Genomic DNA, 20,311 nt, shown 5'->3' on the forward strand with positions numbered 1-20,311 from the left:
CCGAAAGCAGTCACTTACAAGGCTCACTAGGCGTGGCGTTGTTCTGTGGCGACGGATAAACCAGTCGCCACAGAATGACCGCAACTACCCAGCTACATCAACCTTGTCCAAAGCCCGATTCACCGCCAACTCTCCAAGCATCACCACCTGCGCAATGCCCAGCAAAGTCTTGCGTATCGGCCCATCCACAAGCCCGGCGACATCACCCAGCATGACACTCGCCGGGGCCAACGATTCGCAGGCGTTTGCCAGCAACGACTCTGCATCGGCCTCCGGATCAACCAGAAACATTGTGCTGGGTTTATACGGCGCAGCCATGATCGCGGCCGCAGGCTTGAGGTAATGGTCGAGGGCGCGTTCTGCCGCGTCGTGGAATTTCTTGGAATCGGGTGATTCGTAAGGGGAGGCCGGGTCGGTTTCTGGTGGGTTCGGCGTTGGTTTGAACATAGATGAAACTCCATATGTGGTTAAAGGAGCCATCCACTCTCGCTACCAAACGAGGGGTGGCGGCCATACGAAGGTTGGTAGACCGGCCCACATGGAAAAACCGGCGCGCCCGAAGACGCCCTGCGCATGGCCACCATCAAGCGGATGCCAGAAAGCATCTGCGATACGTGACGCGATACGCCATGTGGAAGACGGGCTACCAAACCCGATCACTGCTTTTCAGTGACCGATGAACGATAGGGCTCACCCTCCAGGCGCACAAGCCGGCGGATTCTGGCGTAGTCGTAGGCAACGACGCAAGATGTTGTAGCCTTCTGGGCGTAACGCGGCGTGTCATTTAAACGTTCCCCGGAATCCCTTAAACAAGCACTGAATATCGCTGCCAAAAGCACACTGTTAAAGTGCATTCCCGCCGCCAAGGTCGGTGCATGGGGTGAACGGTTTTCCGGAGTCGGGTGATGGGGTTTTCTGCAACGATGTGGGAGTGGTTTGGCCAGGATGAGTACGGCCGGGTCTTTGCTGTGTGCGAGGGGCTTCTGGCTCTACATTTCCTTGCCATGACGCCGGAAGAGCAGCGAGGGGCGATTCCGTACTGCCCGGCCTGTGAGACATGGTCGGAAGTGATGCTGCCGCTGGAAAGAACGCTGACAGCGTGCGCCAGTGCGTTGCCGATGGACATCAGAACACGACTGCAAAGTCTGTGGGAGCAATGTAATGGTCTGACGGAAGCGGCTTTTCACTGTGATGACTGGTTCATGTTTGATCATGCGCAATGGCAGCCGCTGAGAGTCGCGGCTGAAGAGTTGAAGCAACTGATGGAGTGGCAGGACATCGAGCCGTTTCGGGAGGAGTTGCTGGAGGATTGCCGCAATGCCATTCGCGGCATCAAGCGTCCAGTGATCGAGTAAGCCTCAGCAGAAAGAGGCGCACGGATGGTGACGTGCTTGAACTGTGCATTCCTCATGGGAATGCACCACATAAAATCAATGCATTTTTCTTATCCCACCCCTCGGCGTACCTTGCTGCAAAGCCAAGGAGAATCGCCCATTGAACGCATCCGCCCCCACACCTGCCGATAAATTCGACGCCTCCCGCGCCAACGAATACGCCAGACAAAGCCGCATCGCCCTGACCGGATACGACGCCTGCCACGATCTCGCGGCGTGCATGTTGGCCGCCCAACTCGGCCACTCGCCCTCGGCAAACGTGTTGGTGGTCGGCGCTGGCGGTACAGCTCAGGAAATCGTTGCGATGGCGTCGCTGGAGCCGGACTGGCACTTCACGTCGATCGATCCTTCCGAGCCGATGCTGGACGCCGCGACGCAGCAGTTGCAGGCCCATGGTTTGCGACATAGAACGACGGTGCGGCTTGGGCTGGTCGACGACTTGCCGGCGGATGAGGTGTTCGACGCGGCTACATTGATCGGTGTGCTGCATCATCTGAATGGCGATGAGCCCAAACGAGCCATTTTGCGGTCCATTCAGGCTCGTCTCAAACCCGGCGCTCCGTTGATCGTTGCGGGCAATCATTACGCTTACGCCAGCCAACCGTTGTTGCTGGCGGCGTGGGGGCAGCGCTGGCGGCAGCAGGGTGCCAGTGCGGAGGAGGTGAGTGCCAAGCTTGGCAAGATTCTGCAAGGTGCGGATCCGCCGCATTCCGAAGCGGCAGTTCAAGCGCTGTTGCATGAAGCGGGGTTTGGCGAGGCGACCCGGTTTTTCAGCAGTCTGTTCTGGGGAGCGTGGCTGACGTGTAAAAGGGACTGAGCGGATGGTGTATCCTCTGCGCCGCACTCCCGGGACAGGATTCTCCCGGGACGAACAAGGATGATTGATGAGTGAATATGGAAGTGTGCCTGTTCCCGCTATACCCAAGCCTTCACAAAATGAAAGAAGTCACGCCGGTGAAACTACCGAATTGCGTGCTGTTTTCGCTGGCCGGAGTTTTTAAGTCGTCATGATGCGTTTCATGAAATCGACAGCCCATATTCTGCTCTGCACGATTCAATACCTGGCCTCGGTTTTGATTAAGTTGGTGTTGGGTATCGCCGCAATACTGGCTTTGATTGTAGTTGCTCTCTACGCAACGGCTGATTCAACGGATCCCGAAATGGTGCCCCGGCTGGATACTCTGGTCACTGCATTTAACGGATATGGAATTTCTTATTATCAGGACCAGGACTGGTGTGAGAGTGTACGTGTCGAGTCGGCGGAGTATGCCAACTCGACCGCCTCGACTTGTGGAGTCGGCGACGAGAAAACGCCGTTTGATGAATCAGGCACGGCGCTGTTTGCCAAAGCCAGGGAGGCGGCGAAAAAAGCAAAAATAGCCCCTATAAGACTCAGCGTTGAGTCCGCGCAAGGCCGTGTGTCGTTCGCGCAAATCGATCTTTCGTGCTTTCTCTGTTACGCGTCTTATGTCTATTCACCACTCGCGAAATACCAGCCTGACGAGGCAGAAAAAGCCATTGTCACCGAGATGGGTGGGGGGTGGTATTACGTGTCGACAGGCATTTGATTTAAATGCTCGATGAGCGCTTCTTTGAATTTTTATACGTTTAGCCATTCAGGTCCCGAAAATGAGAAATATGAAACTGTCAGTTGGTGTGCGGAACTTTCTGCTATGGATTTTTATGCTGTTGTTTATAGTCGCTACCAACACGTTGATCTATCTTTCGTCGCTTCTGGATTTCAGTGATGGTTCGCAGCTTATATTTGTCTTCAGTATTTATCTGCTTGTCTACGTGGTGTTTCTGATTTTATTAGTGTGGGCGTGGCAGTCTTTGCACAGACTACTGGCGCTTAAACCACTGCCGGGGCAGAAGATCCTCGTCACTTACGAGGTGACTTTTGACGAGTACGAAAAGCTCAAAAATTACTTGGCAGAGATCAGAGCCTGAAAGCAGTGCTTGAGTGAGCGAGTACGCTGTGTCAGCTAATAAACGCTGGTCGACGGCAAGGAGGAAAGTGGTTACGGATACTCAATCAGCTTTAATCGAACCGATCATAAAAGGAGCTTCCGTTCATGCCCGCGCCACGCAATCGACTCGTCCAGGCAGCGGCGAAATCCGTTCTCGCCCAACTCGTTGATCACATCATCCCAGGCTCTACAGAAGCCTCTATCGCGAAGTTCGCCGCCGACCGACTGGCGCACGCGGGGTACCCGCAAACCTGGTACTACGATTGCCCGGCCTTCGTACTTTTGGGGTCGCGTAGCCTGCTTTCAGTGTCCGGCCGCGATTATCAGCCCAGTGAAGAAAAGGTCGGCTTATATAACCTGATAACCGTCGATCTCAGCCCGCGATCAGGCGATATCTGGGGTGATTGTGCTCGTTCGTTTTACGTTGAAGATGGAGTGTGTCGAACGATGCCGGTGGGTGAGGAGTTCACTGGCGGATACGCGGTGCAACAGCGCTTGCATGCGCACATGCTGCAATTTGTTCGTCCTGAAACCACGTTTAACGACTTGTATGAGTGGGCTAATGAGGCTGTTCTCGATATCGGTTGCGAGAATCTGGACTTCCTTGGCAACGTCGGTCACAGCATCTGCGAGCGACGGGAGCAAAGGCTCTACATTGAATCGGGTAATCACCGGCAACTGGGTGAGGTGTCCTGTTTCACGTTCGAACCGCATGTCCGTTTGCACGGCGGTCAGTGGGGTTACAAGCATGAAAACATCTACTACTTCGACGAGGACGGTGCGCCCTGTGAACTGTAGGGCAGATACCTGAATCAGCTCTCGGACGAAACCACCGACTCCGAACTAGCCTCGGCTTCCAGTTTCGCGCGCTCGGCCTTACTGATGTATTTAGGCTTTTTCGGGGCCAGTTTTGCGTTGGCCTTTTTGGCCTTTTCCTTGAACAGCTGCTGCAGTTTTTTCTGGCGATTCATGTTTTTTCACTCGATTTGTCAGTGCTGTAGGGCAGTGGTGCAAGCCAATGGCCTAGGTGTTGAGGTAGGGCGTCACGGTGTCTTCGAGGATGCGCATCAGCTCGGGATCCATGTAGCGATAATCGTCCGGAATATCCAGCGTGTGGATCGGCTTGTACTCAAGTAACCGGGCGTATTCGGCCTGCAAGCGATTCAGGTGTTTGCGTTCCATGACAAAGATGACATCGGCCCAGCGGATATCCGCCGGGCCGACCGGTTTGCGTGCATTGGGGCTGGTGCCGGCCGAGCGGGCGTCGAAGCCGGGGCGGCGGCGCCAGATGGCTTCCGCCGTGGGGCTGCGCCACTGGTTGCGGCTGCAGATGAACAGGAGATTGGTCACTCTTGATCCAACAATTGGCGCGTGGTGCGGATGGGATAGGGCATGCCGAGCTGGCGCGCCCTGACCAGCTTGTCAGAACGGGTGTATATCAACTTCCAGTTCTTTTCCGGCTTGAACTTCAGCGGATCGGCCGCTTTGCCATTGCCGCATTTACGGGCCTGTTTACGTCGCCAGGCGCGGGTTCTTTGCATGATTGTTTCCTCGTGAGTACCGGGTTCAGCAGCCGCGGTAATACGAGTTGCGGGTATGTTAAGCGTGAATCGGGGCCGTGACTAGTTGCTGAGTTCTTCGCGTTTGGCATGCGCAGCAAAAACACCGCCATTCCCTCACATCGAAATAAAGTCCCGAACAGCCTTGATTGTCGGCGCCGGCGCTTCCTCCATCAACCAATGCCCCGCACCCGGAATCACCACTTCAGTGACCTTGTCCGCGGCGTTGCGCATGACGATCGCTTCGTTGTTGCCGAAGGATTTCTCACCGCCCACGGCCAGCACCGGCATGGTCAGGCGCTTTTGCAGTACGGGTTCGTTGTCGGTCGCGTCCTGGCGAATGCTGCGGAACTGCGCGAACGCCGCGTGCATGGCGCCGGGGCGCGCATAAAGTTTGGCGTAATGCTGGCGGGTGTCTTCGTCGATTTTCGCCGGGGTGCCGGCGAATTCATTCCAGAAACGGTCGAGGTAGATGCGCTCGCGTCCGGCCACCAGACGCTCCATGTCAGCGCCGCCGAAGTCGAAGTGCCAGAGCATCGGCGAGCGCACGATGTCGTTCCACGGCGTGATCCCCGGGACCGGCGCGTCCATGACCACCAGACGCTCGGTCCGCTCTGGATAGCGGGCGGCATAGGCGAAGGCGACCATGGTGCCGATGTCGTGGCCGATGACCACCGAGTGCTCGATTTTCAGGGCGCTCAAGACCGCGCGAATGTCACCGGCCTGAGTCTTCTTGTCGTAGCCAGTTTCAGGGATCGACGACAAACCCATGCCACGCAGGTCGGGTACCACCACCGTATGATCACGCGCCAGATCCGCTGCCAGCGGTGCCCACATGTCGCCGGTATCGCCGAAGCCATGCAACAGCACCACGGCCGGGCCTTTGCCACCGACGCGCACGTGCATTGTCGCGCCGTCGACGGGGATCTCTTGAACCCGGAACACCGCAGGAAATGGAGTGATGTCAGCATGGGCCGCAAAGCTCAGGGCGAGCAGGCTCAGGGCGGTCAACAGAGAGCGAGTCATGTCGGTGTCTCCAATCAGACGAGCGCAGGAAGTAAGCGCGCTCGATCAGCGTAGTCGAATTGGAGAGCTAGCCTTGATGATTGCCCGGGCAGTCTGACGGTGTGGTGCCGATCTGGATCATGCCGACGTACACGGTGCTTGAAGGGCCATAACCCCAGATTAGTGGTCCGCCATAAGCCACCAGATCATAGATTTCGCTCTCCCCGAGCAACTGGCCATTGCGATTGTCGTACAAACGAAAAAACGCCGGGCTCTCCCAACTGACGAACCACGTCCGATCCTGCGGATCGTCCGGGTGGAACTGAGGATGAAAGGAATTGAACAACAGCCAATGGGGTCTGAACTGCTGGACACGCACGCAGCCGTCGGGGCTGATATCCGCGGCCCCGTCCGGCTTGGCGAGCGCTCTTTCCCACCAGTCTGAGGCCGTCCATAGCCCGGCGTAGAACAGCAATAAACCGAAGACGATCAGGGCGAGTCGTTTTTGCCTGCTCATGCCAGACGCATCCCCATTTCGACTGCGCGATGCTCGAAGCCGAACTCCGCATACATACGCGCCGCGCGTTCATTGAACGGCCACACCGTCAGGCGCAAGTCCTGAGCGTCATGCTCGATGCCCCAATCCTTGACCCTTTGCATCAGCGCCCGACCAATGCCTTTGCCGGAAAACCGCTCCGCCACGCACACCGAGCCGATGCGCAGGACATTTTGCGGTTGCATCAGTGGCCCGGCGCTTGCCGAAAGATTGGCGGTAATGAAGGCCGCCGGCTGATCACCGACGTGAGCGATGAAGGCGACCTGATTCGGCTTCTCGAACACCCCCGACCAATGCGGCAGGTCGCGGGAAAAGTCTGCAGTGGGCGCGGCGTAGATATCGGGACGGGCGGCGTGGTGCACAGCGTTTAGCAACTGACCCAACTCGCAAAAGGTCAGAGCGTCTTCGGCGGTGGCGAGCCGGTAAGTGATGGTGTCATCCATGATGGATATTTTCCTTGAGAGTGTTGAGTGGCCGCAGTGAGAACTGGGCAATGGCGTGCCTTCAGATTGAGCTGACCTGCCGCTCACCCAGACGCTCCACCAGCCTGATGAGGTAACCATCGGGGTCCTGAACAATAAACTCGCGCTGGCCGACCTCGACGTTGTCCGCCCGGTACCACGTATCTTTGCATGCCCGGAAAAGTGCAAAGCCTGCCTGCTCCAGTCTGTGGATGACAGGGGCGACCGCTTCAACGTCAATTTGCAGATTGATGCCCCGGCCAAAGGGTTTGCTCAGCGCTGCGGTCAGCCATTGACCGGCGTGCGGATCGACTTGCTCAAGCATGACTTGAGCGCCGTTCAGGTCCAGATAGGCGAAGCCGTCTTCGGGGCGTTGGTAAGCGATGCTGAAACCCAGACAAGCGACCCAGAAAGCCAGGCTTTCCTCCAGGTGAGTCACCATGAGCTCTGGCACCAGCCTGTTGCGATGAAACATGAGATGACGTCCTTTTCGAGTCGTGCAGTCCACTGGCAGCCTCTTTAAATCGAACATCACAGAGGGTGACAGTTCAGAAGGCCCATTCGCCACACTTTACTCGAGATGAGTATCAGGCAGGGCGCAGATTCCGCTCGCGGCTGGGGGCTGGGTTGCTTTTCTGACGGAATCTGTACATTGAATTCTCCCCTGTGCAGCCAATAATCGGGCACTCAATCCGCTGGGAGTCGAGTGCCATGTGGAAGCATTCGGCAGTGCCTTCGAGAAGGTCTCTCAGCCACGGACAAACCTTTCAGGACGACGCACATGAGCAGCCATACCCGCACCAAACGACTGACCGTTCCACAACTGGTGGCGATGAAAGGTCAACAGAAAATCGTCTCGCTGACGGCGTATTCCAGTGCCATCGCCAGGCTGATCGACCCGATTGTCGATTTCATTCTGATTGGCGACTCGACGGCAATGGTCGGCTATGGCCGGCCCTCGACACTGAGCATGCAGCTCGAAGAAATCATCGGCCACACCCGGGCGGTGGTCGATAGCACGCAACTGGCTTGCGTCGTCGCCGATATGCCGTTTGGCAGCTATCAGGAATCCCATGAACAGGCTTTTCGCAATTGCGCCCAGGTGCTGGCGCGTACCGGGTGTGACGCGGTCAAGCTGGAGGTGAACACGGCGCTGGCGCCAACCGTCGAGTTTCTTGTGGCGCGCGGTATACCGGTCATGGCGCACGTCGGGCTGATGCCGCAGTTCGTCAATGTCATGGGCGGCTTCAAGGCGCAGGGGCTGACTGCTGAAACCGGCGCGGTGATTGCCGGGGATGCCCGGGCGAGTCTTCAGGCGGGCGCGTTCAGCCTGGTGCTTGAGGGCGTTGCCGAAGGCGTGGCGCGGCAGATTACTGCAGATTCAAAAATGCCCACCATCGGCATTGGCGCTTCGCCGGCGTGCGACGGCCAGGTGCTGGTCACCGAAGACGTGTTGGGCCTCGGCGGTGCGCACGTACCGCGCTTCGTCAAACAGTACGCCGATGTGGGCGCGGTGATTCGTGAGGCCTGCGAGCGCTTTGCCGATGAGGTGCGTCAGGGGCAATTCCCTGAAGCGCGGCATTGCTATGGACTCTGAACGGGGCTAGCGGGCTTCGTCGAACGCCTGAGCCAGTTGCTTCAAAGCCTGAGCTATATCCTTGTGCCATTCGAGGGTGTAGCTCAGACGCAGGTGATGTTTCCAGGCGCCTTGCTGACTGAACACTTCCCCGGGGACGATGACGATGCGTTGCGTCAGCAAGCGCTCAAAGACTCGTCGCATGTCCACCGGGTGTGTGGCTTTGAGCCAGAAGCTCGCGCCGCCCTGCGGGACCACTACCTGCCATCGACCTTTGCCATGCTCCTCCAGCAACGCTTTCATGCGCTGCATGCGCTCCTGCAACAGCGCGCGCAGTGTGATTAGGTGCTGGTCGATGCGTCTGGAGTTGAACAGGCGGGCGATTGCTTTCTGCCGGGTCGGCGAAAGGCGAAAGCCTCGCTCGATAAACAGCCGATGAAATTGCAGCCCCTGCTGGCGACAGAGCACGTAACCGTAAGGGGCTTCTGCGCCAATGATCTTGTCGAAGGTCGAGAACACCAACAGTTTCTCCGGGTCGGCAAAATCGCGGTAGCGAGCAGGTTCCGGTTCGAAGCAGAGTTCACCGTAGGTATCGTTTTCGAACAGCCAGATATCCCGCTCTGCCAACCAGCGGCAGATTTGCTGTTTGTCCTGCGCCGGCATCAGGTTGCCTTGGGGCACGTTCACGGTCGACGACAGCACCGCCAGGCGGATGGGCTCATCGTTGAGCAGCGCATTGAACGCTGGCAAGTCAAAGCGTCCTTCCTCGTTCAAGGGCATTTCGATCACGCGAATCTGCGCCGCTTGCAACTGGCGCAGAATCGCCCAAGAGCACGGCGATTCCACCACTGCCAGCGTGCCTTGCAGGTTCAGCGCCTGCAGCGACAGCGCCATCACACTCTGCAGATCGGCGCCGATGTAGACATGTTCGGCCTGCCAGTAATTCTCCGCGGAACGGGTATAGCGCTCGGCCAACGTGGCGCGCAGTTCCGATTCACCCAACGGCTGATAGTGCGGCGCCGGATCGCCCGGGTATTGCCGGGTCAGTTCGCGCTCCATCATCAACAATGGATTCTGCAGTGACGCCAGCATCGCCGGCGCGTCGCTGCACAGTGCGAGCATGCCCGGTTGCCGTGCGTTGAAGAACGCGCTGTCCAGCAGGTTGGTCGAGCGGTCATTCGGTAGCGGGGCGGGCGTCGATCGGGTGAAATAACCGAGCTTGGGTCGGGCGTAGATTCGCCCTTCGTCTTCGAGCAACGAGTAGGCGTATTTGGTGGTCGACACCGACACGCTCAGGCGCTGGGCGAGTTGGCGCAGGGAAGGGAGCTTCTGTTCCCCCTCGACGCTCGTGGTCTCGATCAAACCGACCAGGTAACGGTAAACCGCTTGATAGGCGAAAGTGACGTCTTTACGGCTATCCATACTCACTCGCTGCCATTTTTATCGTGCGCTGAGGTCTGTGCGCGATCCACAAGGTATGCCGGCTGTGAGTCATGCAGTGTCTGCGCGGTGTCGAGAACCTGTTTGATCAACCGCCATTCTTCGCCCGTCAGTATTTTCCTGCCGAAATCCTGGAACACGCCACCCGGATCGATGTGCAACGAGAAGAGCCCGATGATCTGCTCGTCGATCTCCTCGAAAATCAATTCCATAAAAGCCTCGTTCGCTGTCGCGGTCAGATAGGTCATTCCTTCAACGACCGCGCTGCCGGACCACGAGATTCGCTCCCACGCCCATGTATTGCCGAGTAGATCCCATGGGTTTGAGTGCGCCGGGAGTGCTTGCAGCACCGACAGAAAACGTTCGCAGGAAAGCACATCAAGCTCATATTCGCGCTTGCCAGAGTGGGCGCGGCGCGAGGCTTCTGTTGTTGAGGCGGGGGCTTGAGCTGCGCCGACCACGTTGGCCTTCAAGAGATAGCTTTGAGCAATTTCCGAAGGCTGTTCATTCCAGCCGTTCAAGTCGGAAACGGGCGGGCACCAGACTAGATGGATGGTTTCGCCGTCGGCTGGAAGGTCGTTGTTATCAAAGAACGCGAAGGTTCTTGCGCCAACGCTTGGCAATATTTCATCGAGGCGAAGCGTGGCGGCGCCGTAGTCGATGCCGCGATGCTGAGACCAGAACATCGGCCAGTAGATTTTCATCGGTAAACGCTCCGAACAGGCAGTTCTGGTTTCACTTCAGATGTGTGAGGCTTCAGCGGTTTGAGCTTGAGTCGACAGGCCGGCCAGAAACGCCGAAATCTGCTGCGAGCCTCGCAGGTGAACGACCGGAATTTGCGCGCCGATGGCCAAGCGATTAGCGTCAATGCTCGGGCGATTGACCCGATCAAAGTGCCAGACGAACTTCAGAAAACCCAGAAATGCTTTATCCAGCCGCTCAGTGCAGCCGGCTGGCAGGTCTGCGCGTGGCCGGTTCAACACGCTGCGCAGAATGACCCGGCCCAAACAGGCAAGGCGCGGCGTATCGAGCCAGATAATCAGATCCGCACGGGGCAGCCGCAGATCGAAGGTGCGCCGAGAGTAATTGCCCTCACAGACCCAGGCGTCACCGGCAATGGCGTGTCGTACCCGCTCGCGGAACATCTGGTTATCCGGCTCGATCCAGCCGGGCTCCCAGAACAGCGGATCGAGATGCACCACGGGCAGACCCAGACGTCGGCCAATGTCCCGGGCGATGGTCGATTTTCCACTGCCCGAGTTGCCCAGAATAACGATGCGCTGCATGTGCAAATCCTTTGCGAAAAAAGCCGCCAAGTCTAAATCAAGTGCGGCCTGGATTTACAGGAATCGCGCGGGACGACACGGGGCGAGGGCGGCCGATGATTGGCCGTCGATGATTTCCTCGCTGGCGAGTCGGCCGACGATTGCGGCCAGTGTGACGCCGGGGTGGATTGAGCACACGTAGGCGCCAGTGACATTGGGCAGGAAGCCGACGATGGGCAGGCTATCGGCAGTGACGGGTTTGAGGCCGATGCAGGCGGACTCTGGCTCGATGGACATGATCCCGTGAAGTTCGCTCTGAATGGCTTTGGCGGTTCGCAGTGCGATCGCTTGCGGAGAATTTTGCGGCGTGTCGTCGAGGTAATCCTCCGCAGCCAGCAAGGTGTCATCCGCACCTCGCCGAACTTCCATTTGTGGGTTGGAAATGATGCCGCGCACGACATCGGCCTGGGTCTTGTAGCGAATGAGGATGACCGGGGCGGCCGCAATGGGCAGGGATGCGTTGAGCAGGGCGGTCAGATGGGGAGTGCCGATGCCTGCTGCGATGACGACGAAGTCGCTGGCGATAATGCCTGTGGTGGTTTCAACGCCGGTTACCTGAGTGCCGCTGAGGGTGAACCCGAGCACTCGGGTCTGTGTGAGTAACCGGGCGCCAAAGGACTGGGCGCCAGCAATCAAGGCATGGGTCGCGGGTGCCGGTTCGAGTGCGCCTTCTTCGGCGGCGAAACGGGCTTGCTGCGGGGGATGCTTGAGGTTCGGCTCACGGGCGAGAATCTCGGCGCGTGGCAGCAGGGTTACAGACGCTTGCGCGATGTCATCAATGCTCGCGCCGTAGGACAGCGCGCCGGTCCAGCGTATTTTCAGCGCGGGCAGTTCGGTTTCGAGTCGGCGGTATTCGTTGATCGCCGCACCGCGCAGTTGTGCGATAGGATCGGGCCCGGCATAAGTGGCGTTGATCCAGCCGAATGATCGTCCCGTGGCGCCGCACTCGATGTCTTCGGCCTCGATCAGCGTGACGTCGGCACCTTTGCCCGCCAGGTGATACGCCAGTGACGCGCCGACGATGCCTGCACCAATGACCACGATGCGCTTGCCTGCTCCATGTTCCATATCCACCTCCCTGTTGTTGACCGGGTGACGGTACTACAGGTCGGCGCGGGCTGGTTCGCGAATGTAGCTTGGCATTCAGAATTGATTGCGGCTGACCTGCCGCCTTCGGGAGCAAGCCCCCTCCCACAAGTGATCTTCAGTGGTGGTTGGATTGATGCAACAAAAAAGCCCGACATTTCTGCCGGGCTCGGGGTGCGATCAAATACTTACGCGGCCATGTTGCCGGCCGCCATGTCCTTCTTGTAACTGGCTTTCATCGCTTCCATTTCGGCGCCGAGTTCGTCGAGTCTGGCTTTGCCGAGGAGTTTTTTCGCCTGCGGGAACATTTCCGTCTCTTCCTCTTCGATATGGTGCTCCAGCAGCTCCTTGACCACTTTCACTCTACCTGCGAATTCGGGCGTGCCGGGGTCGGTCATTTTCAGATCCGGCAGGACCAGCGAGTCCACGGTGCGGTGCTCTTCCTTGGCTTCGTAGTACATGATGTCCTGCTCTTTGCTGCCGGCTTCCTTGAATGCCGGGTAGAGGATTTCTTCTTCGAGGCGGGTGTGGATCGAGATTTCCATTTCCAGCTTGGCCAACAGTTCCGTGCGTTTTTTTATCGCCCGGTCGGTGGATTCGCTGAGTTGCGACAAGATGCCTTTCACTTTTTCATGGTCGGCTTTGAGAAGGTCGATGGCGTTCATGGGGGGGCCTCTGCTTTCACGGATTGAACACAGGCCGTTGTGCCACGGCGCTGTGGAGTCCCTGAAGCTGTCGCATTTGCTATGCCAACTCGCGTCGAAACCGCCAACCGCGCTGGCGCAAGGGTTTGCGCGAGGCCGGGGCAAAAGGCCTTCGTGCAGCCTGCATGAACAGCCCCCGGCCGGCATTGCAGATCACCGCTTGGGATGAATTTGCGCGAGCGCGTTGATGTCCAACTCACAACAGGCGATATGCCTACGAGGACGACGCGATGCGCAAAAAACCGCAAACCGGACGCCGCCATGGATACCGTTGAATCCGCGCTGATGGCGGCGCGCAGCCAGTTCGCGATCACCATCAGTTTTCATATCGTGCTGGCGGCGTTGAGCATCGGCCTGGCGAATTTCCTGATGGTCCTTGAAGCGCTTTGGCTGAAGAGCGGGCGCAAGATCTATCTGGACATCTATCGCTACTGGCTCAAGGTGTTTGCCCTCAATGTGGCGGTGGGCGTCGCTTCAGGGCTGATTCTGGAATATCAGTTCGGGCTGAACTGGTCGCGGCTGGCGGTGCGGGCGGGGGATGTGCTCGGGCCTTTGATGTTTTACGAAGTGCTCGCGGCGTTTTTTCTTGAGGCCGGTTTCCTCGGGATCATGCTGTTCGGCATGAAAAAGGTCGGCCCGCGTCTGCATTTTTTTGCCACGTGTTCGGTGGCAGTGGGCTCGTTGATCAGCGCGTTCTGGATCCTTTCGGCCAATTCGTGGATGCAAACGCCCGTGGGCTATGCGCTTGCCGCCGACGGCCGATTCATCGCCGAAGACTGGTGGGCGATCATCTTCAATCCGTCGTTTCCCTATCGTCTGCTGCACATGACCCTGGCCGCGCTGCTCGGCACCGCCACCCTGGTGGCTGGCGCCAGTGCGTGGCAACTGTTGAAGGCGTCAGGCAATCCGCGGGCGCGCCTGCAATTTTCCATGGCGCTGTGGACGATTGTCGTGCTGATGCCGGTGCAGATCGTGGTCGGCGATCTGCACGGGCAAAACACTTTGCAGGTCCAGCCGCAAAAAGTTGCGGCCATCGAAGGTTCCTGGACTCGCCCGGCCGAAGGGGCGGGCGAGCCCTTGCGTGTGTTTGCCTGGCCGGACATGAGCGAGCGCCGCAATCACTGGGAGGTGGCGATCCCGCGCATCGGTTCTCTATACCTGACGCACGACTTGAGCGGCAGCATCGCCGCGCTGGACGAGTTCCCGCCGCAGGACATTCCGCCGGTGGCGCCGGTGTTTTTCGCCTTTCGGCTGATGGTCGGGCTGGGCCTGTTGATGCTGGGGCAGGGCGTGGTCAGTCTGCTGATGCGTCGACGACACAGACTCTACGTCGCCCGCTGGTGGTTGTGGAGCAGCGTGCTGCTGGCGCCGGCAGGTTTCGTGGCGATGCTCAGCGGCTGGGTGGTCACCGAGGTTGGCCGACAGCCGTTCACCGTCTACGGTCTGTTACGCACGGCGGACAGTTTGTCGCCAGTATCCCGCGCACAGGTGCTGACATCGACCTGGCTGATCTTGCTGTTTTATCTGCTGATCTTCGGCATCGGGCTGTGGGTGCTGTTGCGCGTTCTGCGCGAACCACCCCACGAAGACGAACCCGGACCGCAGCCGACCCTGGCCGATGAAACGGGGCACTCCCGATGATCTACACCGACTGGATCACGCTGCTGTGTGCCGCCGCCCTGGCGTTTTCGGTGATGAATTATGTGCTGCTAGACGGCACCGACCTCGGTGTGGGCATGTTGATGGGGCTGACCCGATCCAGCCATGATCGCCGCGCCATGGCCGTGACGATTCTGCCGATCTGGGACGCCAACGAAACGTGGCTGGTGCTGGGTGGCGGCGGGCTGCTGGCGCTGTTTCCGTTGGCGTATGCGGTGTTGCTGCCGGCGTTGTATTTGCCTTTTATTCTGATGTTCCTGGCGTTGATTCTGCGCGCGGTGGCCCTTGAGTTTCGCGACTACGCGCCGAGCGAAAAGACCAAGCGCATGGTCGATGGCGTGTTGCTGGTCGGTTCGCTGGCCACCGGTGCCATTCAGGGGGTAGTACTGGGGACGTTGGTGCAGGGTGTGCCGCACGCGAATGGTCAGTACAGCGGCAATGGCGCTGAATGGCTGACGCCGTTTCCGTTGTTTTGTGGTCTGGTGCTGGTGTCGGGCTACGCGTGGCTGGGGGCGAGTTGGCTGTACTGGCGCACCGTGGATGACCTGCAAAAACGCTGCGCACGCCAGGCGAAAGTGCTGGCGCTGGTCACCGTGGGATTGTTGCTGGTGCTGGTGCTCTGGACGGCGCTGCTGCAGGGGCAGTATTGGCAACGACTGACCGACGCTCGTGTGTGGCTGCCGTCGACAGCGCTGCTGATCGCATTGCTCGCATTCTTCTTGTTGGGGTTTCGCAGCCGCTTCAACGCCTTGCCGTTGTTCGCGGCGTTGGCTGTGTTCATCCTCGCATTTACCTTGATGCTGACGGCGTTGTTTCCCTTGATCGTGCCGCCGGATCTGACCTTGCAAGCCGCCACGTCCAGCCCGAAAAGTCAGGTGTTCATGCTGATCGGTTTCGCCGTGCTGATTCCGCTGACGCTGGTCTACAACACCTATGGCTTCAAAGTCTTCAGCGGCAAGGTGCGGATTGGCGAATGACGCCACTTATCCGAATAAGCCCAAACGTTATGAACTCGCATCGGCGTTTGTCCTTCCGAAAATGAAGCAGCCATCCTTTCATTCGAACGTACGAGGACACCCCCATGCGAGCAATGACTTACCACGGCGCCCATGATGTCAGAGTCGAAACCGTGCCGGACCCGATCATCGAGGCGCCCGACGACATCATCCTGCGGGTCACGGCCACGGCCATTTGCGGCTCGGATCTGCACCTGTATCGCGGCAAGATTCCCACGGTCGAGCATGGCGATATCTTCGGCCATGAGTTCATGGGCATCGTTGAGGAAACCGGCTCGGCGGTGACGGCGGTGCAACGTGGCGATCGCGTGGTGATTCCTTTTGTGATTGCCTGCGGCGATTGCTTCTTCTGCCAACTGCAACAGTACGCTGCTTGCGAAACGACCAACTCGGGCCCGGGCGGGGCGCTGAACAAGAAGGTCATCCCGCCGCCGGCTGCACTGTTCGGTTATAGCCGCTTGTATGGCGGCATTCCCGGTGGCCAGGCAGAGCTGGTGAGGGTGCCAAAGGCCAATACCGGGCCGTTCAAAGTGCCGGGGACGTTGTCGGACGAGAAAGTGTTGTTCCTCTCCGACATCCTGCCGACCGCGTGGCAAGCCGTGACCAACACCGGTATCGGCCAGGGTTCAAGCATCGCGATCTACGGCGCGGGGCCTGTCGGCTTGCTTAGCGCTGCCTGCGCGCGAATGCTCGGTGCCGAACGCATCTTCATGGTCGATCATCACGCCTATCGGCTGGAGTATGCGCAGCGCACCTACGGCGTGATCCCGATCAACTTCGATGACGACGATGATCCGGCCGACACCATCATTCGCCAGACGCCCGGCAGTCGTGGTGTCGATGCGGTGATCGACGCAGTGGGCTTCGAAGCCAAGGGCAGTACCACGGAAACCATCATGGCCACGCTGAAAATCGAGGGCGGTAGCGGCAAGGCGTTGCGCCAATGCATTGCGGCGGTGCGCCGGGGCGGGGTGGTGAGTGTGCCCGGCGTGTATTCCGGACCGATCCACGGTTTCCTGTTTGGCGATGCATTCGATAAAGGCCTGACGTTCAAGATGGGCCAGACCCACGTGCAGCGCTTCCTGCCCGAACTGCTCGGCCATATCGAGACCGGGCGCTTGCAGCCAGAGGCGATCATCACCCACCGGATGTCTCTGGAACAGGCCGCCGAGGGCTACAAGATCTTCGACAAGAAAGAGCAAAACTGCCGCAAGGTGATCCTCACGCCGGGCGGCAGTGATGTGCCGTTGGCGGAGACGATTGAGACACCCGCTTTAGTGCCAGCAACTTGATCGGTTGATAGAGCAGAAAGTGGAGTGCCCCATGCACTCCACTTTCAGTCGTTCAGTCTGCGGTCGAGTCGACATTGATCTCGTCGTTTTCCCCGAGGGAGCTGTAATGCGCACGCAGTTTGCGCAGTTCCCGGGTGCCCATTTTGTCCAGACACAGCGTTGCATTCTGTGCGTCGGTGGTGGCCCGGATCAGCTCATCGATTTTCAGGTGCAAGATATCGTTGTCGCGGTTTTGTGTGTTCTGGATCAGGAACACCATCAGGAACGTGATGATCGTGGTCGACGTGTTGATGATCAGTTGCCAGGTGTCGTTGTAGTGAAAGTACGGGCCAGTCAGTGCCCAGATGATGATCAGGACGATCGCGGCGACAAAGGTTTTCGAGCTGCCGGCCCAATTGGACAGGGCCTGACAGAAAGACGCAAATTTCATGAATGGACGAGCTCTTGAGGAAGGTAGGGCATAGACCCCGGCAAACCTTTGAAATTCTTTTTTACAATTGCGGAGTGCTCAATGAGTAAAACGATCACCGCGCAGGACCTGCATATCCACTTCGGCCACGGCGATGAGACGCCGCTGTTCAAATGGTTGATCGCCAGTTTTCTGATGGGCAAACGCATTCAGGCCGACATTGCGGCACAGGCCTATCGAGTGATCGTGGAAAAACGGCAGCGTGATACGCCGCGCAAGTTAGCCAATTGCAGCCATCGGGAACTGGTGGCAATGCTCGGCGAGGCACATTACGTGCGTTACGACGAAACCACAGCAACGCGCCTGCTGGCGTTGGCTCACAAGCTCAATGATGAATACGTGGGGAAGGTCGGCAATATCATTGCCGCAAGTGCCGATCGCCAGGCGTTCGAGCAACGCCTGGCGGAATTTGACGGGATCGGCCCGAAGACCGTCGAGATTTTCATGCGTGAAGCCGGCGCGCTGCTGTTCCCTTAACGACCCGGATGCGACGCCGTATTCTGGCTGATGTGTTTAGGCCCGGCGATTGCCCAGGCGATCAGTCCGAACAGCGGCACAAACACGATCAGCACAATCCATACCCCCTTGTTACTCGATTTGCCCTCGCTTTTACGCACCCGATTGATGGCCCACAGTTCAATAAGCAGAAGAACTGCCGCCAGTACGATCCACACGGTTTCGATTTGCATTGGCTACCTCCTGATGGTCTTTGTTAGGTGGCGTGTGGTGCGGCGGGTTCATTTAATTTTCGTTGAGTGCCTTGAGTTGCCGGGCCAGATGCAGGGCGACCGCACCGCTGTTGGCCGTCGGCTGTCAATGGGTGAATGGAATGTCGATCATGCGGTTCTTGCGCACGGCACGCAGGCGCGATAACACCGGGTCGTTGAGCGTTTGATCTCATGGCATTGGCTTGCCGGCGCCGGGCCCGATATCCTTCACGCTCCGTGTGCGGATGTGCGCAATCGGGAAAAACAGCAGCCGGTCAGTAGGGAAGTGGAAATGTCGTTCAGGGTGATGGTGGTCGGTGGCTACGGTAATTTCGGCAGCATTGTTTGCCGGCATCTGGCGGTCATGCCGGGTGTGGAGCTGGTGCTCTCCGGGCGCAATCCGGACAAGTTGCAAGGCAAGCTCGATGAGCTGAACAGCCAGTCGGGGGCTGCCGCCGAAGGTTGGTGCGGCGATGCCATGGGCCCCGAGTTCAGCGCCGCGCTGCGTTTGCTGAATATCCACCTGGTGGTGCATACCGGTGGCCCGTTTCAAGGGCAATCCTATGCGGTTGCCGAGAGTTGCATTGCCGCCTCGGTGAATTACTGCGACCTGGCTGACTGCCGAACCTTCGTCAACGGTGTGGGCCTGCTCAATGAACGCGCGAAAGCGGCAGGTGTGGCGATTCTCAGTGGCTGCAGTTCGGTGCCAACGCTGTCTTCGGCGATCATTGATCAGCAGCGTCATCGCTTCTCCCGTATCGACGTCATCGAGCACGGCATTTCCTCCTCGGCGAAGATGCCGGGGCTGTCGACCATCGAAGGCGTGCTGGCCTACGCCGGCAAACCGATCCGGCAATTGAAGAATGGCCAGGTGCAGGAAGTGTCGGGCTGGCTGGACCTGACCTTGCGCAAGATGCCGCAACTGGGCACCCGGTTGCTGGCGAACGTCGACGTGCCGGACATGGATATCTTTGCCGGTCGTTATGGCGCACACACCCTCAGTTTCAAGGCTGGCGCCGGACTGAAGCTCGGCGGTATTGCCAATGGTCTGCTGGCGCAGGCATTGAAAGTCGGGCTGGTGCGCGACCATGCCGTCTGGGCGGCACGCCTGCATCGACTGGGCACCCTGTTCGAACGCTTCGGCGATGGCAAGAGTGCGATGTACATCGATGTTCAGGGCGTGGGCGTTGACGGCAAACCGCTGTCGATGACCGCGCAACTCACCGCCCTGAATGACAGGGGGCCGGAAATCCCAAGCTGCGCCGCTGTGGCGCTGGCGGCAAAAATGGCTCAGGGCTACGTGCCGTCACCCGGTGCCCGGCCATGTGTAGGGGAAATCAGCGTCGACGAATACCTTGCGGCGATCAACGATCCGGCCAACCTGAGCCTGTCCGTGCAATTTTCTGACGGGCAGCGCTGAACAGACACTATCTGGCTGCTGACCTCGCTGGTCAGCTGTCGGAGTCAGCGGCAGACGGCGCCGCCATTTTCAGAAAACGCTGTTCGTGGTCAGGATTGGGCAGCACACAGGTATCGTATTTGCCGAACAGTCGATAACGATTCAGCGCAATGCGGTCATAGCCCCAGTCGCGCAGCACGCGTGGGAAGATGCGCAGCAGTCGCAAAGGCTGCCAGTGGCCGGGCAACTGCTTGATGACTTCGAAAAAGGCATCCGAGCGTTCCCAGTAGTGCTGGTCACGAATCACCGCCATGGTGTCGAACTGATCCAGCGGCAAACCCGCCCACGCCAGCAGCGCCTGACCCTCGGGCGACTGCACCGCCGCCAGGCGCACACGCCGCTGATGATCATGCCGAATCAGGAACCGCGCCCAGCCATTGCACAGTTTGCACACACCGTCGAACAGCACCACCGTTTCGCCAGGCTTGAGCAGCGGCGCGGGGGTAGGGCGGGGTTGCGCGGTTGGCATGGTGGAAGTCCATTGGGTTGGGGTGAATGGATCATAACCGTGGGGATGATTGGCGTCTGCTTCCAGGAATACCCGGCTTATCTGCGGACAACGCAGAGCGTTTATGTGTCGATACGACTGGGTGTTTTGGAGGCTACCGGGTAGTGGCTTCTGAAGGCATTTCT

27 protein-coding genes and 1 pseudogene are annotated in these 20,311 nt (G+C 58.8%); 11 read left to right on the forward strand and 17 right to left on the reverse strand.

Annotation, left to right across the window (positions count from 1 at the left end):
- Positions 1 to 84: 84 nt before the first annotated feature.
- Positions 85 to 447 carry a DUF6124 family protein gene (locus tag ACVVH8_RS12950; protein ID WP_475230620.1) on the reverse strand — a complete coding sequence of 121 codons (363 nt, stop codon included), beginning with the start codon at positions 445 to 447 and terminating at the stop codon, positions 85 to 87.
- Positions 448 to 905: 458 nt separating this feature from the next.
- Between ACVVH8_RS12950 and ACVVH8_RS12955 the strand changes: the two genes are divergently transcribed.
- The 5 genes from ACVVH8_RS12955 (at position 906) to ACVVH8_RS12975 (ending at position 4,162) form a co-directional block, all read left to right on the forward strand.
- On the forward strand, positions 906 to 1,355 hold the full coding sequence (locus ACVVH8_RS12955; protein WP_475230622.1) for a hypothetical protein: 450 nt from the start codon (positions 906 to 908) through the stop codon (positions 1,353 to 1,355).
- A gap of 139 nt (positions 1,356 to 1,494) precedes the next feature.
- Entirely contained in the window at positions 1,495 to 2,211 is a 717-nt protein-coding gene (locus ACVVH8_RS12960; RefSeq protein ID WP_475230624.1) for an SAM-dependent methyltransferase, read from the forward strand.
- Positions 2,212 to 2,413: 202 nt separating this feature from the next.
- Positions 2,414 to 2,962, forward strand: coding sequence for a hypothetical protein (locus ACVVH8_RS12965; RefSeq protein ID WP_475230627.1), 549 nt, complete (start codon positions 2,414 to 2,416; stop codon positions 2,960 to 2,962).
- 70 nt (positions 2,963 to 3,032) lie between these two features.
- Positions 3,033 to 3,344, forward strand: a complete 312-nt coding sequence (locus tag ACVVH8_RS12970; RefSeq protein ID WP_401297238.1) for a hypothetical protein — start codon at positions 3,033 to 3,035, stop codon at positions 3,342 to 3,344.
- A 125-nt stretch (positions 3,345 to 3,469) separates the two neighbouring features.
- A complete protein-coding gene (locus ACVVH8_RS12975; RefSeq protein ID WP_475230630.1) occupies positions 3,470 to 4,162 on the forward strand; it encodes a M24 family metallopeptidase in 693 nt (230 codons plus the stop codon).
- Positions 4,163 to 4,176: 14 nt separating this feature from the next.
- Here ACVVH8_RS12975 and ACVVH8_RS12980 read toward each other — a convergent pair whose 3' ends face one another.
- The 7 genes from ACVVH8_RS12980 to ACVVH8_RS13010 form a co-directional block, all read right to left on the reverse strand.
- A complete protein-coding gene (locus ACVVH8_RS12980) occupies positions 4,177 to 4,335 on the reverse strand; it encodes a DUF2986 domain-containing protein (protein ID WP_103307122.1) in 159 nt (52 codons plus the stop codon).
- 52 nt (positions 4,336 to 4,387) lie between these two features.
- Positions 4,388 to 4,714, reverse strand: coding sequence for a low molecular weight protein tyrosine phosphatase family protein (locus ACVVH8_RS12985; protein ID WP_475230633.1), 327 nt, complete (start codon positions 4,712 to 4,714; stop codon positions 4,388 to 4,390).
- Positions 4,711 to 4,905: a hypothetical protein gene (locus ACVVH8_RS12990; RefSeq protein ID WP_103307124.1), complete on the reverse strand. Its 195-nt coding sequence runs from the start codon at positions 4,903 to 4,905 to the stop codon at positions 4,711 to 4,713. Before ACVVH8_RS12990 ends, ACVVH8_RS12985 begins: the two co-directional genes overlap by 4 nt.
- 135 nt (positions 4,906 to 5,040) lie before the next feature.
- Complete coding sequence (locus tag ACVVH8_RS12995; protein ID WP_315448711.1) at positions 5,041 to 5,949, reverse strand: alpha/beta fold hydrolase; 909 nt, start codon at positions 5,947 to 5,949, stop codon at positions 5,041 to 5,043.
- Between the two features lie 67 nt (positions 5,950 to 6,016).
- Complete coding sequence (locus ACVVH8_RS13000) at positions 6,017 to 6,445, reverse strand: hypothetical protein (protein ID WP_401297233.1); 429 nt, start codon at positions 6,443 to 6,445, stop codon at positions 6,017 to 6,019.
- Positions 6,442 to 6,927, reverse strand: coding sequence for a GNAT family N-acetyltransferase (locus ACVVH8_RS13005; protein WP_475230636.1), 486 nt, complete (start codon positions 6,925 to 6,927; stop codon positions 6,442 to 6,444). Before ACVVH8_RS13005 ends, ACVVH8_RS13000 begins: the two co-directional genes overlap by 4 nt.
- Positions 6,928 to 6,988: 61 nt before the next feature.
- Positions 6,989 to 7,420, reverse strand: a complete 432-nt coding sequence (locus ACVVH8_RS13010) for a bleomycin resistance protein (RefSeq protein ID WP_103307130.1) — start codon at positions 7,418 to 7,420, stop codon at positions 6,989 to 6,991.
- A gap of 306 nt (positions 7,421 to 7,726) precedes the next feature.
- Between ACVVH8_RS13010 and panB the strand changes: the two genes are divergently transcribed.
- Complete coding sequence (panB, locus tag ACVVH8_RS13015) at positions 7,727 to 8,542, forward strand: 3-methyl-2-oxobutanoate hydroxymethyltransferase (RefSeq protein ID WP_475230639.1); 816 nt, start codon at positions 7,727 to 7,729, stop codon at positions 8,540 to 8,542.
- A 6-nt stretch (positions 8,543 to 8,548) separates the two neighbouring features.
- Here panB and ACVVH8_RS13020 read toward each other — a convergent pair whose 3' ends face one another.
- From ACVVH8_RS13020 to ACVVH8_RS13040, 5 genes are all read right to left on the reverse strand, one after another.
- Complete coding sequence (locus ACVVH8_RS13020) at positions 8,549 to 9,943, reverse strand: aminotransferase-like domain-containing protein (protein ID WP_475230642.1); 1,395 nt, start codon at positions 9,941 to 9,943, stop codon at positions 8,549 to 8,551.
- A gap of 2 nt (positions 9,944 to 9,945) precedes the next feature.
- On the reverse strand, positions 9,946 to 10,665 hold the full coding sequence (locus ACVVH8_RS13025; protein ID WP_475230645.1) for a hypothetical protein: 720 nt from the start codon (positions 10,663 to 10,665) through the stop codon (positions 9,946 to 9,948).
- A 36-nt stretch (positions 10,666 to 10,701) separates the two neighbouring features.
- Complete coding sequence (locus ACVVH8_RS13030) at positions 10,702 to 11,247, reverse strand: P-loop NTPase family protein (RefSeq protein ID WP_475230648.1); 546 nt, start codon at positions 11,245 to 11,247, stop codon at positions 10,702 to 10,704.
- A 54-nt stretch (positions 11,248 to 11,301) separates the two neighbouring features.
- On the reverse strand, positions 11,302 to 12,354 hold the full coding sequence (locus ACVVH8_RS13035) for an NAD(P)/FAD-dependent oxidoreductase (RefSeq protein ID WP_475230650.1): 1,053 nt from the start codon (positions 12,352 to 12,354) through the stop codon (positions 11,302 to 11,304).
- 206 nt (positions 12,355 to 12,560) lie between these two features.
- Positions 12,561 to 13,037: a hemerythrin domain-containing protein gene (locus ACVVH8_RS13040; RefSeq protein ID WP_103307138.1), complete on the reverse strand. Its 477-nt coding sequence runs from the start codon at positions 13,035 to 13,037 to the stop codon at positions 12,561 to 12,563.
- A gap of 300 nt (positions 13,038 to 13,337) precedes the next feature.
- On the opposite strand from ACVVH8_RS13040, the gene ACVVH8_RS13045 reads away from it, so the two are divergent.
- The 3 genes from ACVVH8_RS13045 to ACVVH8_RS13055 all read left to right on the forward strand — a co-directional run bounded on the left by ACVVH8_RS13045 (position 13,338) and on the right by ACVVH8_RS13055 (position 17,043).
- Positions 13,338 to 14,717 (forward strand): cytochrome ubiquinol oxidase subunit I, encoded by a 1,380-nt coding sequence (locus tag ACVVH8_RS13045; RefSeq protein WP_475230653.1) that lies wholly within the window; start codon positions 13,338 to 13,340, stop codon positions 14,715 to 14,717.
- The gene (gene cydB, locus ACVVH8_RS13050) at positions 14,714 to 15,712 is read left to right on the forward strand and encodes a cytochrome d ubiquinol oxidase subunit II (protein ID WP_475230656.1); all 999 of its coding nucleotides are present in this window, start codon (positions 14,714 to 14,716) and stop codon (positions 15,710 to 15,712) included. Before ACVVH8_RS13045 ends, cydB begins: the two co-directional genes overlap by 4 nt.
- A gap of 104 nt (positions 15,713 to 15,816) precedes the next feature.
- Positions 15,817 to 17,043, forward strand: coding sequence for a zinc-dependent alcohol dehydrogenase (locus tag ACVVH8_RS13055; protein WP_213028491.1), 1,227 nt, complete (start codon positions 15,817 to 15,819; stop codon positions 17,041 to 17,043).
- A 52-nt stretch (positions 17,044 to 17,095) separates the two neighbouring features.
- Here ACVVH8_RS13055 and ACVVH8_RS13060 read toward each other — a convergent pair whose 3' ends face one another.
- A complete protein-coding gene (locus ACVVH8_RS13060) occupies positions 17,096 to 17,473 on the reverse strand; it encodes a low affinity iron permease family protein (RefSeq protein ID WP_103307143.1) in 378 nt (125 codons plus the stop codon).
- Between the two features lie 81 nt (positions 17,474 to 17,554).
- Here ACVVH8_RS13060 and ACVVH8_RS13065 point away from each other — a divergent pair, with 81 nt between their 5' ends.
- Positions 17,555 to 17,989 (forward strand): HhH-GDP family DNA glycosylase, encoded by a 435-nt coding sequence (locus tag ACVVH8_RS13065; protein ID WP_475230659.1) that lies wholly within the window; start codon positions 17,555 to 17,557, stop codon positions 17,987 to 17,989.
- Here ACVVH8_RS13065 and ACVVH8_RS13070 read toward each other — a convergent pair.
- Positions 17,986 to 18,201 (reverse strand): PLD nuclease N-terminal domain-containing protein, encoded by a 216-nt coding sequence (locus ACVVH8_RS13070; RefSeq protein ID WP_103307146.1) that lies wholly within the window; start codon positions 18,199 to 18,201, stop codon positions 17,986 to 17,988. The genes ACVVH8_RS13065 and ACVVH8_RS13070 overlap by 4 nt on opposite strands.
- A gap of 52 nt (positions 18,202 to 18,253) precedes the next feature.
- Positions 18,254 to 18,394, reverse strand: a pseudogene (locus ACVVH8_RS13075) (ABC transporter substrate-binding protein); the annotation flags it as partial.
- Positions 18,395 to 18,511: 117 nt separating this feature from the next.
- Here ACVVH8_RS13075 and ACVVH8_RS13080 point away from each other — a divergent pair.
- Complete coding sequence (locus ACVVH8_RS13080) at positions 18,512 to 19,639, forward strand: saccharopine dehydrogenase family protein (protein ID WP_475230662.1); 1,128 nt, start codon at positions 18,512 to 18,514, stop codon at positions 19,637 to 19,639.
- A gap of 31 nt (positions 19,640 to 19,670) precedes the next feature.
- Here ACVVH8_RS13080 and ACVVH8_RS13085 read toward each other — a convergent pair whose 3' ends face one another.
- Positions 19,671 to 20,147, reverse strand: a complete 477-nt coding sequence (locus ACVVH8_RS13085; protein ID WP_475230665.1) for a thiol-disulfide oxidoreductase DCC family protein — start codon at positions 20,145 to 20,147, stop codon at positions 19,671 to 19,673.
- Between the last annotated feature and the right edge of the window lie 164 nt (positions 20,148 to 20,311).

The sequence above is a fragment of the Pseudomonas trutticola BRTCR10 genome, from assembly GCF_056155105.1.